The sequence below is a fragment of the Roseobacter litoralis Och 149 genome, from assembly GCF_000154785.2.
GTDB lineage: Bacteria > Pseudomonadota > Alphaproteobacteria > Rhodobacterales > Rhodobacteraceae > Roseobacter > Roseobacter litoralis.
The window spans coordinates 1,757,374-1,770,823 of record NC_015730.1 but is presented as its reverse complement, the minus strand read 5'-3'; the positions used below and the strand labels follow the sequence as shown (position 1 = coordinate 1,770,823).

At 59.8% G+C, this 13,450-nt stretch carries 13 protein-coding genes; 1 reads left to right on the top strand and 12 read right to left on the bottom strand.

Annotation, left to right across the window (positions count from 1 at the left end; translation table 11 throughout):
• Positions 1–73: 73 nt before the first annotated feature.
• Positions 74–976 carry a LysR substrate-binding domain-containing protein gene (locus RLO149_RS22880; RefSeq protein WP_013961650.1) on the top strand — a complete coding sequence of 301 codons (903 nt, stop codon included), beginning with the start codon at positions 74–76 and terminating at the stop codon, positions 974–976.
• A gap of 868 nt (positions 977–1,844) precedes the next feature.
• On the opposite strand, the gene RLO149_RS08370 is transcribed toward RLO149_RS22880, so the two are convergent.
• The 12 genes from RLO149_RS08370 to RLO149_RS08315 form a co-directional block, all read right to left on the bottom strand.
• Positions 1,845–2,699, bottom strand: coding sequence for an NHL repeat-containing protein (locus RLO149_RS08370; RefSeq protein ID WP_013961648.1), 855 nt, complete (start codon positions 2,697–2,699; stop codon positions 1,845–1,847).
• Entirely contained in the window at positions 2,696–3,607 is a 912-nt protein-coding gene (locus RLO149_RS08365; RefSeq protein ID WP_013961647.1) for a polysaccharide deacetylase family protein, read from the bottom strand. The genes RLO149_RS08370 and RLO149_RS08365 overlap by 4 nt, the downstream gene beginning before the upstream one ends.
• A gap of 7 nt (positions 3,608–3,614) precedes the next feature.
• Positions 3,615–4,436 (bottom strand): ABC transporter permease, encoded by an 822-nt coding sequence (locus tag RLO149_RS08360; RefSeq protein ID WP_013961646.1) that lies wholly within the window; start codon positions 4,434–4,436, stop codon positions 3,615–3,617.
• On the bottom strand, positions 4,436–5,287 hold the full coding sequence (locus RLO149_RS08355) for an ABC transporter permease (RefSeq protein ID WP_013961645.1): 852 nt from the start codon (positions 5,285–5,287) through the stop codon (positions 4,436–4,438). Before RLO149_RS08355 ends, RLO149_RS08360 begins: the two co-directional genes overlap by 1 nt.
• Positions 5,288–5,289: 2 nt before the next feature.
• On the bottom strand, positions 5,290–6,321 hold the full coding sequence (locus tag RLO149_RS08350) for an extracellular solute-binding protein (RefSeq protein ID WP_013961644.1): 1,032 nt from the start codon (positions 6,319–6,321) through the stop codon (positions 5,290–5,292).
• Positions 6,322–6,362: 41 nt separating this feature from the next.
• On the bottom strand, positions 6,363–7,499 hold the full coding sequence (locus RLO149_RS08345; RefSeq protein WP_174270216.1) for an ABC transporter ATP-binding protein: 1,137 nt from the start codon (positions 7,497–7,499) through the stop codon (positions 6,363–6,365).
• Positions 7,500–7,668: 169 nt separating this feature from the next.
• Complete coding sequence (locus RLO149_RS08340) at positions 7,669–9,180, bottom strand: amidohydrolase family protein (protein WP_013961642.1); 1,512 nt, start codon at positions 9,178–9,180, stop codon at positions 7,669–7,671.
• On the bottom strand, positions 9,177–9,824 hold the full coding sequence (locus tag RLO149_RS08335) for an aspartate/glutamate racemase family protein (protein ID WP_013961641.1): 648 nt from the start codon (positions 9,822–9,824) through the stop codon (positions 9,177–9,179). The genes RLO149_RS08340 and RLO149_RS08335 overlap by 4 nt, the downstream gene beginning before the upstream one ends.
• Positions 9,821–10,708: a polysaccharide deacetylase family protein gene (locus tag RLO149_RS08330; protein WP_013961640.1), complete on the bottom strand. Its 888-nt coding sequence runs from the start codon at positions 10,706–10,708 to the stop codon at positions 9,821–9,823. Before RLO149_RS08330 ends, RLO149_RS08335 begins: the two co-directional genes overlap by 4 nt.
• Entirely contained in the window at positions 10,705–11,703 is a 999-nt protein-coding gene (locus tag RLO149_RS08325) for a polysaccharide deacetylase family protein (protein ID WP_245538143.1), read from the bottom strand. The genes RLO149_RS08330 and RLO149_RS08325 overlap by 4 nt, the downstream gene beginning before the upstream one ends.
• Positions 11,649–12,437 (bottom strand): BtpA/SgcQ family protein, encoded by a 789-nt coding sequence (locus tag RLO149_RS08320; protein ID WP_013961638.1) that lies wholly within the window; start codon positions 12,435–12,437, stop codon positions 11,649–11,651. Before RLO149_RS08320 ends, RLO149_RS08325 begins: the two co-directional genes overlap by 55 nt.
• Positions 12,428–13,450 carry a carbohydrate kinase family protein gene (locus tag RLO149_RS08315; protein ID WP_013961637.1) on the bottom strand — a complete coding sequence of 341 codons (1,023 nt, stop codon included), beginning with the start codon at positions 13,448–13,450 and terminating at the stop codon, positions 12,428–12,430. The genes RLO149_RS08320 and RLO149_RS08315 overlap by 10 nt, the downstream gene beginning before the upstream one ends.

Below are 13,450 nucleotides of genomic sequence, written 5' to 3'. Positions count from 1 at the left end.
TAAGTGTCATAAGGAAGCTTGCCGACAAATTTACTTTGTGTAAAATGATGAAATCTCTCCTTTTCAACAACAAATGTTTGTCAAAATGCGGGTCGGCTCCAAACACCTCCCTCTCAATGCCCTGCAAGGGTTCGAAGCTGCAGCGCGACATCTGAACATGCGGCGTGCAGGCGAGGAACTGAACCTGACACAAAGTGCCGTCAGCCATCAGGTGCGTACTTTGGAGAAGGCGCTGGGGCGTCCTCTGTTCAACGAAAACAGACGACGCCTTGCGCTGACGCCAGATGGAAAACGCCTGCTTGTTGCTGTAAAACAAGGGCTTGAGACTATTTCCGCTGCTGCGACGCAGGTCAGCGAGGATGCGTTTTCCTCAAGCCTCACAGTCCTTGCAGCACCGGCTTTCAGTTCTCAGTGGTTGGTGCCACGTCTGCCGCGCTTTCTCGAACTGTTCCCGGATTTGACATTCTCACTGAACGTTGGGGCCGCTGCGACATCGTCCGACCTCGCTCAGGTCGACGCCGCCGTCGTTTTTAACAATGTTCAATTTCCGGGCATGCGCGTTGAAACGTTGACACACCTTGAAATGTTCCCTGTTTGCGCGCCAGGACCTGATCGCAAGATGGTGCCGGAAGATTTGCATAACGAAACCTTGATCCATGAGGACGACGGAGAGATTTGGGCCCGATGGTTCGCCGCTGTCGGCGCCGAACAGATCAAACCACACCGCGCGATTTATGCCTCGGGCACTCAGGCCGCCCTGTCCCTCGCGATTGCAGGGTCTGGATTTGCAATCAACGATGGCATCATAGGCGCAGAGGCTCTGTCGAAATCATTGGTCGTACGTCCCTTTGGAAACTTCACGCTTTCATTCGGGGAATACTTAACCGTAACGCCGACATTGGAGCGTACCACGCCCGGTGCCTTGGCTTTTGTAGCCTGGATGCGCCGAGAAATGGCAGAAACTCATCACTATTGAAACGTGGATAGTTCTGAACAGGAGACCGCTCTGCATGCATGATCTTTAAGGCTGGATGCAGACGTTGGCGTGGATGGATTGCCCTAAAATCGGCTCGAAAACGCGTGAGGAAACACAACGGTCTGCAAAATGCCACTTACGATCTCTGCGGCAAAAACAACCGTCGGGGAAACTGCCGCACGAACGTCTGCGCGCCGAAGAAAGCGGTCCATCGCCATATCGTTAGCACCTTCCGCGATGAGGCTTCAAACCCTGCCCGTATCCCATTTGGGGGGAAACCGGTGACTTATAGCTTTGTCTCACGTCCACGACATTGTCCTGAATGCAGCGAAGGTCGGGTTTCCCTGATACTGTAAAAATCTTGCCAAAAACCGACGAGCATGTACGACTATCGTGCCCTATTACAAGTCGACCCTCAATGCACTGGATCCTGAGAGGGTGCGCCGCGGAACAATTTCTTTCTCCCGTTACAGGATTAACCAAATCCTTAGTTCACACTGGTTTTAACGCGCCTAAATCTGACCAACTCTGCGCAACCGCCAAACGCCCGACAGAGCGCGCCAGAAGGCGATTTCGTGTTGCACACACAGTGCACACGAATTGGGGCGGTCTAGCCCCCTAAGGGTAAGTACGGGCTAACGGTGGTATTTTGGTGGGCAGAGAGTCTGTGCGCCTAGCGTTAATGAAATCACCAGTTTATCCTCCCGATCAAATTTGGAAAAATCTCGCCAAAGGCGAAAGCAGGGTCGAGATCGAACCACAACCGCTAGGATGCTGCACACAGCGAAAAATAACACTTAGGTATAGCACCACGGCAAGTGCAAGCGACCGTGCAAACAGGACAAAACAGTGTGTTTGGTGGACACTGTCACAGTGGCGTAAGACGGGAAATCCTGCTCGGATTGGCTTCTGCGAGATAAATCGTGCCATCCGGCGATCCGAAGATTCCATGTGCTCCGTTCAGCACCGGACGCGCACGTCCCAACCGTGTTCCGTTCTGCGATATGCGATGCAGGCTTGGTACCTGATCAGAAACGAATACGTCACCTCCGGCAGCCCCCCAGATCCCGACAGGCCGATGAAAGCCAGTCCATTCTTCAAGAAAAACGCCCTCTGCATCAAACACCTGAAGCCGATTATTACACCGGTCCACGACCACAACCCGACCATCGGGCAGGCACCAAAGGGAATGCGGTTCCAGGAATTCGCCGCAACCGCTGCCGATTGCACCCCACGTGGCCAGATGCGTGCCATCAGCGGCAAAACGGTGGATATGCCAGCCCGCGTAGCCATCCGACACATAAAATTCACCGCTTGGCGCAAAAGCCACATCCGTGGGGTGATTGAACGGCGCACCTGGTCCGCCACGTGTGCCGATACCCCCTAACCGCTGTCCATCTGCGGAAAAAAGGATGATTTCATGCATGTCACGGTCGACGATGAAAAGACGCCCATCCGGCGTCGGGGTCATTAAATGCGCATCAGCGATTTCAAGATCGCCCCATGCACCAAGGTAGTCACCTTCGGGGGACAGCACGATGACGCGCGGGCCAACCGGGTCCACATAAGGGTCGCTGCGCAGCAACACGAGGACGCGGCCATCGCGCAAGACGACGACATCCGACACCTTACCGGCGGTTTGCGGCCACGCCCCAAACGGTCGATCAACGCGGTAACGGGTGTCACCCAATGCAACGACGATCTGGTGTCGGGTGCCGCTCATCCAAGGGGACCGGAATAGGGATGCGTTTTGGTCCAATGACGGGCGATATCAAGCCGCCGCGTGATCCAGACATCGTCATGACCCGCAATATAATCGAGGAAACGTTCCAAACCCGCGGCCCGCGCGGGGTGCCCGATCAGCCGCATGTGCAGCCCGACCGACATCATCTTGGGCGCGGTCGCCCCTTCCCGGTAGAGCATGTCAAAGGCATCCTTGTGCCACTCGAAATAATCGTTGGACGTCGCAAAAGACCCGCAGAATTTCGCATCATTGTTGGTTAGCGAATAGGGAACGACCAGATGCGGCTTGCCATCGACCTCAGTCCAATAGGGCAACTCATCGTCGTAAGCATCTGAATCGTATAGGAAACCACCTTCCTCCACCACCAGCTGGCGGGTGTTCACGCTGGGGCCGTAGCGGCAGTACCATCCAAGGGGCCGTTCGCCCAAGGTCTCCCGCAGTGAAGCGATGGCACGTTTGATATGGTCTCGCTCTTCGGCTTCACTCAACTCAAAGTGCTTGACCCAGCGCCAACCATGGCAGCAACAGTCAAAACCCGAGTCGCGAATGGCTTGCGCCGCCTGCCGGTTGCGCTCAATAGCCAGCGCGCAGCCAAAGACAGTCATGGGCACCCCGCGCTCCTGAAAGAGCCGCATCAGCCGCCAGAACCCCACGCGGCTGCCATAGGCAAAGAGCCCTTCGCCCGCCAGATCACGCCCCTTGATCGCTTGATCAAGGCCGTGGGCGTCGGTCAGTGCGACCTCGGTAAAATTCTCACCGTCCTGAATGGACGGCTCGGACCCTTCTTCGTAATTCATTACGAAATTGATCGCCACGCGCGCACCATTTGGCCATTTCGGATCCGGCGGGTTGGCGCCGTAGCCGACAAAGTCTCGGGGGTAAGTCATCTGGGCCTCACATGCTCATCCGGCGCGTCAGGCCGGTCAATCGATCCATCACAATCATCAACACCAGCACAGCAACGATGATCACACCGGAAATCGCGGCCACGCGCACATCAAGGGTCGTTTCCATCATGCCCCACATGCGAATGGGCAGCATATTGGTGCGTGCATTGGACAAAAACAGCGACACCGGCACATTGTCCATGGACGCCACGAATGCCAGAAATCCGCCCGCAACAATGCCCGGCGTGATGATTGGCAGCGTAATCCGGCGGAACGCATAAAGGCGCCCTGCCCCAAGGCTGGCGGAGCTTTCCAGAAGTGCAGGATTGAATTGCGACAGGCTCGCCAGCGTCGTGCGAAAGACGAAAGGCGCGATCACAACAAGGTGCCCTGCAATCAGGTGATTGATCGATGGCCGAAACCCGAGGATCGAGAAAAACATCAACGCCGCCAAGCCGAAGGACAACCCCGGCAAGATCAGGGGTGACATGAAGCTGGCTTCGAGTGCTCGGGCAGAGGTTCCTCTGGACCGGGCCATGGCCAGTGCCGCAGCCGTTGCAAGCAGGACAGCGAGGGCCGTGGCAATCGCGGCAACATAAAGGGAATTCGCCAAGGCCGAATGAATATGGCCCGATTTCACCGGATCAAAAAGCGCCACATACCATTCAAGCGAAAAACCGGGCGGCGGAAAGGTCAACACGCGGGACGATGTGAACGACGTGAGCAGCACGATGATCACGGGGCCCACAAGGATCAGGATGCCAAGTGCTGCAAGGCCGCCCATGACAATGGAATAAGACCGGTCCGAAACCGTGCTGCGATGCGCCATCAGTCTATCCTCGCAAAACGACCAAGCAGGGAAAACAGCATCACGCCGCTGAGCACAGCGACCAGCAAAGTAACGGATGCCACGGCTGCGAAGGGCCAGTCGAAGACAACCATCGACTGCTGCCAGATCAGCGACGGCAGATAGACGAGCCGCGCGCCACCAATCACCGTCTGCGAAATGAACGCGGTTGTCGCCGAGGCAAACACAAGGGTAGCCCCCGCAATCCATCCGGGCAGCGAAAGCGGCAGGATGATGCGGAAAAACGTGCGCCATTTGGAACCGCCAAGCGCGCGGGACGCATCCGAAAGGCTCGGGTTAATTTGCTGCATGACCGTGACGAGCGGCAACAGCATCAAGGGCATCTCGATCTGCGTCAGCGCAATCACGAGGCCCAGTTCCGTTTGCAACAGGTTCAGCGGCGCAGAGGTCAGACCAAGTGTGATCAGGGTCTGATTGACCACGCCTTCCCGCGCGAGGATCACGATCCATGCGAACGTGCGGATCACCACCGATGTCAGTAGCGGAAGCAGGATGATGAAGATCAGAAGTTTCCGCAGGCGGGGGCCGCAGGAAATGAAAAGCAGTGCAATCGGATAGGACAAAACCGACGTCGCGAGCACAGCGACCAGACCCAGCCGCACCGTGTCATAGACCACGCCGCGATAGAATGGGTCACCCCAGAACTTGACCCAACTGTCCGTAGAGAAGGACGCAAAACGATCATCCGCCGCAAACGACATCGCCAGCAGGATGGCGAGCGGTGCCGCAAAAAACGCCAGATATGTCAGACCGAGCGGCGCAGCGAGCCGCCAGTCCACGCGTCCGGGTTCATATGTTGCGGCACCAGCCATGATTATTTGGTGATCTCTTTGTTGAACCGCTCAATCCACCCCGCACGCTGCGGATTGATCACGCTCCAATCGTGAACAACCATATCCGACAACTCATCCACGGATTTGATGTAAAGGGTCTCTGCCAGCTCGACCTGTTTGTTCACCGGGATCATATTGTAGGGAGAAAGCTGCAATTGCGACTGAGCTTCAGCCGAGATTGCCGTGTCGATGTATTTATGCGCGGCTTCGACATTTTCCGATCCCTTCGTGATGTGAAGAGACGTCGAGAATGTAATGGCCCCGGTTTCAGGCGCGATAAATTCAATATCCACGCCCTGCGCCTTGAGCGTCGCGACGTTGTTGGTATTGGTGTACATCAGATCGATCTGACCCTGTTGGAACAGACCCGGCAAACCTGCGGGCCCGGTGACTGCCGCAACTTTTGGAAGCGCTTCCTGCAGTTTTGCAAAGATCGGTTCCATATCCGTGTCAGATCCGCCAAAGACCTTTGCCATCTCGATCAGGGACACCGTACCGAATGTGGTCTGGAACCCCGTGAGGCCAAGCCGTTCAACATAAGGTGACTCGAATATCTGCTCCCAACGGGTTGGCGGCTCGGGGAAGGCGGTCGGGTTGTAGCACAGCCCAACGACCTGCACGTTGACGGTCGCCGCATCCGCCGAGATCATCCCATCGGGCAGGTTTGCCGCATTGGACAGCATCGAGGCGTCAATCGGCTCGAAAAGATCGGCCTCTCTCGCCGCAGCCGTGGGTCCGGGGTCAAGGACAAAACAGTCAAACGGCGCGATGCCGCGCCCGGCGCGTGCCTTGGTGACCTGATCCACGGCCCATAGCGGATCAAAGGCCACATCCACGCCATGCTTTTCCGCAAGCAAGGGGGCGACGACCGACCGGTAGGCCTCGTCCCAGGTTCCTGGATAGATGGCGGCTGCCAGAGAGTCCGCGGCGCGCGCAGCCGAGAAAGGCAATGCTGAGGCTGCGCCAAACGCAGCGGCGCTTTGCAAAAGTCTTCGGCGGGAAAGGTCATTCATGGTGGTCTCCTTTGTTGGATTTGGGTTTTTTATGGTTGTTTTCATTTGGGCTTGGGAAACAGGATCGGGGCGGCCGTCTCAGCCAGCGCGCAATGGCTCGGGCCAAGGGGCTTTGCCGCCTCCCCCACGCGCCGTGGCGCTGCCACCTTGATGGTGGCACCATCTGGCGTCTGAACGTCGTGAATGAGCGTTCCGCCCAAGGGCAGGCTCAGCGTGTGCTCGACCGCAAACGCGCCGGGCGCGGGCTGGTCCACCAACATCAGTTGCTCCGGCCGCACAGTCAGCAGGACCCCATCTGCGGTGTTGAAAGCCTTCGACGAGGCCACATGCCAGATCGCGCCATTGTCGAGACGAATGACATAGCGGTCCGCTTCCCGGCCCAGCACCTCACCCGCAAACCGGTTCGAAGACCCGATGAAATCATTGACAAACAGCGTCGCGGGCTGGTCATAGATTTCCACCGGGCTGCCCAACTGTTCAATGCGGCCCTTGTTCATCACCGCAATGCGATCTGCAATTCCCATCGCCTCTTCCTGATCGTGGGTCACGAGGATCGCGGTCAGCGCAAACTGTCTTTGCAGTCGCTTGATTTCGATCTGCATATCGAGACGCAGATTCTTGTCCAGTGCGGCAAAGGGTTCGTCCAGCAGCAGGATACGGGGCCGTACAGCAAGCGCACGCGCAAGGGCAACGCGCTGCTGTTGTCCACCCGACAGTTGCCCCGGCTTGCGATTGCCAAAGGCTTCCATCCGCACGGTTTTGAGCATTTCCGACACACGCTGTCGCTGATCGGATTTGGCGTCGCCGCGCGCATCAAGACCGTAGGCGATATTGTCGGTCACGGTCATATGCGGGAAGAGCGCGTAATTCTGAAAAACGATCCCCACCTCGCGACGGTTCGGGGGCAAGGAATCGACAAAACGATCCCCGATCTTTACCTGACCTCGGGTTTGTTCGAGGAACCCCGCCACGATACGAAGCAGGGTAGATTTCCCGCACCCGGACGGACCCAGAAGCGCAATCAGTTCCCCACCCGCAACTTCCAGTGTGACGTCATCGACGGCCAACCCGTCCCCATAGCTGTGCGATATGCCATCAAGGGTCAGCGGCTCTCCAACCGATCGCATTCCAGCGTTCGGCGTGATCGGCCCTTCGTTGATGTAAATGGCGTGTTCCACAGTCTGTCCGTCACAATTTTGCACAAATTCTGCGTATTCGCACCCAAACTGCGCGACCAGACTTTCCGATCCCCGTGAGAAGACCATCCGGCGACCTGCTCAATAAAATGGCATGCCATTTTGAAAATGCGCAAAAAACAACCTGATGAAGAACCGGGGGCGCTGCGTTTCAGTGGCCCTGAAGGTCCTTGCACCATCCGCTGTAATACCTGCGAACAGGCTCCAACAGGTCTTTGGACAAACGCCGTAGGTTGGCTTCCGTCGGCGTGTCCGGACGGGCCAGTTCAAGTGCGAGTTCCTTGAGGGTCTCGCCGCGGTCAACGCCGATGAAATTGCCGTCCCGGTAAACGGTACGCCCGCCGATCATCACCGATGCGACGGCCCCCGCTTTGGCGCGCCGTACCAGTACATCTATCAAAGGCATTGCCGGATCTTGCCATGGGTAAGTCACGGCGCGCCAGTCCAGCAGGACAATGTCGGCCATCTGCCCCGGCGCAAGCCTACCGATCCGGTCCGCAAATGGTGTCGTGGCGGCACCGTGTTCTGTGGCCATGCGCAGGATGTCGCCGGCATCGGGGGACGGTGCATCATGTCCGGGCGGGCGATGCAGTGTCAGCGCCAGCCGCATTTCCTGCAGCATATCCCGGTCATCATTGATCCCCGCCTCGTCAATGCCCAGACCCACAGGCACGCCGCTGGCCAGAAAGGCATTCAGATCGGCCGTCCCACTCTTAAGCCGCAGGTTTGACGAGCAGTTATGGCACAAACACGCCCCCCGCTCGGCCACAAGCGCAATGTCATCCGGCGTCATCCAGACCCCGTGCCCGATCGTAAGCTGCGGTCCGATCAACCCAAAGCTGTCCACATGTTCCAGCGCAGAACCCCCGGTCCGCCTATGCGCGTATTCTTGCTGATACGGCGTTTCCAGCAGGTGCATGTGCAAGGGCGCGCCGGTGTCCTGCGCCATGCGCGCCGCACTCTCCAGCGCTGCATCCGACAACCAGTGCAGGTTCGAGGGCGCAATCTGTATCCCGATCAGCGGATCATCTGCCCAGCGTTCGCGCAGCGCATGAAACACCGCGATCTGCTCTGACAGCGGCAGGCCAAAGCCCGCAAGATATTCTGCCGTCGGTTTCTGCAACGCGGGCGGCAGCGCGGCCACGAATTCCTCATCGGCGGCGTAGATCATCCGGTTCTGATCGCGCAGGGCAAAAGAATAGCTCGCCCGCATGCCCAACTCGCGATACGCGCCAATGATCGTATCGGCACGGGCAAGCACCGCGTCGGTGTCCCCCGGCGCACGGCTGTGCAGGTGCTGTACAGTGGTCACGCCCGAGGCAATCATCTCGAAAGCGGAATAGAGCGTGTCCAGTCGCGGATCCACATCGCGCATGGCAAGGCGTTCGGGGAACCACAGCTCCAGCGGCTGGTCGCGCGCACCCATCTGGAACGGTGTGAGACCCACATGATGATGCGCATTGATCAGGCCCGGAATAGCGACATATCCCGCGCCTCCGGTCTCGGGCAGATTTGGATGTGCCAGCCGCAGCGCCTTTGCCGCACCGATCCCGGCCACCCGGTCGCCGTCGATCAGGATTGCCCCCTCCTCGACGATTTGCGGCACCCCACTGGCGTCAAAGCCGGTGATGATATGATCTGCCACGACCAGGTGACGGGTCATTGAACGCCCCCTTGCCCAAGGTGCGTGAGGCTCAGCCGGACGGCAGCAGGCAGCGGCTCGATCAACGGGACGGGTGACGTGGCTGACAGGCCGCGCGCGGCTTGCGCCAGTGGCCCGCCCCCGATGACAATTGCGCCTGCACCCGCGCGGACAGCGCGCGCGCAAGCCTCTGCCAGCGCGTCACGCAGGTCAGACGCGTTCGACATCAAGCGGACAGGATCGCCCTTTGTGGTCCATGTTCCGATGAATGTTGCATGACCATTGCGAGAAGCCATTTCAGCGATGGGATCCACCAGATCCGGTGTTGTCGTGACGACCGCAAAGGTACGTTTCCCTTCCGCCGCCTCTTGCATACCGGCTTCGGCAATGCCGGTAACAGGGACGTGCAGACGTGCGCTAAGAGCGTTTAGACCCGGATCACCGAAAGCCGCAATGATCACCGCAGACGCCTGCGACAGTTCTGGCGCAAGGGCAATCACTGCCTGTTCCGCCTCAGCCAAGGCTTGCGGATTTGTGATGAGCGATGCCCCGAATGGCGCGGTAAAGCCCCGTATATCCACGTCGGGCCCTGCCGTTTCCCGCGCGATACGCAGCATAGCGGCGGTCGTGGCCGTCGACGTATTGGGATTGATCAATGCGATCATGCCGGACAGGCCTTATCAAACGCCTCGGCAATGTCGATGCGCCGCGCCAGCCAGAGCCGGTCGCGGCGGCGGTCTAGTTCAGCGAGGATCTGCTCGAACGCCTTGAACCGGCCGGGCCGCCCCACGATGCGCAAGTGAAACCCGATGTTGAGCAGGCGCGGCAGGCCTCGGGCGGCCTCGGCCTCCAGCACATCCAGCGCATCAGTGACATAATCGACCATGTCCTGCGCCCGCACGAAACCGTTGGGGTGGAAGAACTTCATGTCATTGGCGTCCAGCGCGTAAGGAACGACCGTCAGCCCAGAGGGGTCGCGGTACGGCAGATCATCATCGAACCCGTTGGACGTATACACAAACCCACGCGCCGCAAGCAGGTCGCGGGTCCATGGGCTTTCAGCACCCCGGCAGAAAAAACCCATCGGCGCGGCACCTGTGACTTTTGTGATCGCTGCAGTTGCGCGATCCAGATCGTGGGCTTCGGCTTCGGCGCTGTCATAGTCGGCATGCGGCCGCCAGAGCCAGCCGTGGCAGGCGGTTTCATGGCCGTCCTTGGAGAACACTTGCAAAACAGGCGCTGCGCGTTCAGCCGCGCGCCCACAGGCGAAAACAGTCGCCGGTACGTGGTAGTGCCGCAAGGCATCTGCCATGCGCCATGCACCCGCGCGGGTGCCATAGGCAAAGATCTGCGCCTGCCCGGGGTCCGGTCTACCCTCTGGCACGACCGAGATTACCTCGCCCATCCGTTCACTGACCGGATCGCCATCTATCACCTGCTGCTCTGCCCCTTCCTCGAAATTGACCACAACGGAAACCGCCAGTTTTGACCCGCCCGGCCAGGTCAGGGCGGGCCATGCACCGCCATAGCCGATAAGGTCGCGGGTCATGTTGGACTATCCGTTGCGAAGGTTTCAGGACAAGGACGGGGCTGCCAGTCTGGCAGTCCGATCGCCTTGCGCCACGCTTGTGCGATATCGGCGCGGGTCGCGAGCCAGACGTTTTCATGAGCAAGCACATGGTCCAGAAAAGCCTCCAGCCCCGCAATACGTGCCGGACGTCCGATGATGCGCGTGTGCAAGCCAATGGACAGCATGCGCGGGGCATCGTCGGCCTCCTGCAACAGCCTGTCGAACCCCGCGATGCAATACCGTGCGAAATCCTCGGCAAAGACGAAACCGCCGTTGTTGTAATACCGCATGTCATTGGTATCAAAGGCATAAGGCAGCACCACGTGGGGGCCATGCCCCGTATCAACGACATAGGGAATGTCGTCATTATAGGCGTTGCTGTCATAGAGAAAGCCGCCCTGCTCGATCAACAAATCACGGGTGTGCGATGAGGTGGCCGACCGGGTATGCCACCCCAGCGGCGGGGTGCCGGCGCTGCGTTCGATTGCCGCCACAGTGCGGGCGATGGCGCGTCGCTCGGTCTGCTCGTCCATGTGGACATGCCGCTCCCAGCGCCAGCCGTGGGCCGCGATCTCGTGCCCATCTTCGACCGCCTGCTGTGCAATCCACGGCGTGGCCTCCAACGCGCGACCGCAGGCGTTCAGGGTGGCGGGTACCTTGCGACTGCGCAACGCCTCGCGAATGCGCGGCCATCCCGCGCGCGGCCCATATTCAAAGTGGCTCTCCATACACAGATCAGGCTGGCCTTCGACCCGCTCGACGGCCTCGTAGATATGCTCGTTGCGTTCATCGCCCGCGCTGAGGGAAAGCTCGGCCCCTTCTTCGACATTCACGACGATGGAAACCGCGAGACCCGCGCCATTGGGCCAGCGCATCGCGGGGGGGTGCCCTGCATAGCCTGCAAAGTCGCGCGGCTGCGTCATGCCGCCACCCCGACCGCGTCCATGAAACGCTTGCACAGATCCCCGTCCCATTGGATCACATCCTCTGCCGCCGCGTCGCGTCGCATCAGGGCACTGCTGACGATCACACCATCCGCTGCCGCCATCGCCTCGTGCACGTTGTTCTCGGTCACGCCGCCTCCGATCAAGATAGGATTGCGTGTGCCACTGTCCCGCACGGCGTTGATACGGCTCAGCGTGTCGGTGAAACTCGCACCGGTAATGACCAAGCCATCAGCGCCGGATTTCACAGCCCAGTTTGCCGCAAAGGGCTGGCTTTCACTGGAGAGCGGCATCGCCGTGCGGTCATGAATATCTGCCAGAATAGCGATGTCGGCGCGGCGCAGCGCGGCACGCATCGCCACAACTTCCGCGCTCAGGCCATCGCGCGGGCCTTGCGCGGTCATGGCACCCCCGACGAACACCTTCAACCGGATGAAATCGGCCCCTGACGCATGCGCCACGCAAAGAGCTGCATTAGGATCATGCGCCTCAACGATGATACCAAGCCCAAGCTCGGGCACCTCCGAGCGGATCAAACGACCGAGTGAAGCCATCAGCGTTAGCGTGTCCGGCGCTGCAAGCCCTGCGGTCTTGGTCTGATCCTGCAGTTTGATCCAAGGTATCCCAGCCTCGGCAAAAACGCGGGCATTTGCGACCGCGTAGTCTTCGTACCATGCGACCGACAGATGCCGGTTCAGCGCGAAATCCGGCAGGTGCAGCGCGGCGATGACGGGTTTGTGAAGGTCGAATAATTTCAATGGCATAGGCTTGCTTCCTGTTGCAGTGCGGCGCGCGCGAGGGTCGTGTCTTCGGGCAAGGCGTCTGCTGCACCGAATGTGCTCACCGTTCGGGCTGCGGAGATCGCGCCGAAGCGTGCCGCCTGCACCGGGTCGCCACTTTCCACCAGTCCGGCCAGAAAGCCGCCGCAAAAACTGTCGCCCGCACCCGTCGGATCGCGTGTCGCAACCTTGCGCGCCGGCACGTCGATGGGTTGGCCCGCGCTGCGGTCCCAGACCAGCGCGCCCTTTGGTCCCATCTTGACCACGAGTACACCGGAAAACCGCGCGGCCACCTCGGCCAGCGCATCAGAAACCGACGCGCCGGGCACCAAGGCACGCAGTTCCACTTCGCTTGGCAGAAAGGCGTCCAGCCGCGAGAGGATCGGGCCAAGTTCATCCAGCGAGAGATCGGCCAACTGCCAGCCGGGATCCGCTGTTATCACGGCGCCTTTCCCGGCAAAGAAATTTAGCATCTCGCCGAAAACCGCCAGCGAACTCGGGGCCAGATGTATGCCCTGCGCATCGGCCCATGACGCAGGCACCTGCGCCGCAGTTAAGGGGTGTAACACACGAAACCCTGAATACCCGGTCTCGTCCGATTGCGCACGATCCTGCAGCACGCTGCGCCATGCGACCCTCTGCGCGGGCGACAGCCGGTCCGTCGGAAAACCCGCCTCGGCCAGTGCAGCGCCCGGCGCGGTCAGCCCCTCTTCCCGCCGACCGGCGTCATCATAAAGAAACCAACTGCCCGCAGATAAAGTCGCGTCACGCCAGATCACGCCAGCAAGGTCGACGCCCCCAGCCTCCAGCCGCGCGATGGTTTCTTTGGGATAGCTCGCCACTGCACAACTGACCAACCCGACGCGGCGCACCCAGTTGAGCGCGCCTGCGGCAGAGAATGCGCCGTTGCCCCCCGCCACATCAAGCGCGACCGTGCCGTCTGCAGCGACGACATTGTCCACCGTAAGCCCGCCGACCGTGATAAGATCAGGCGTCAC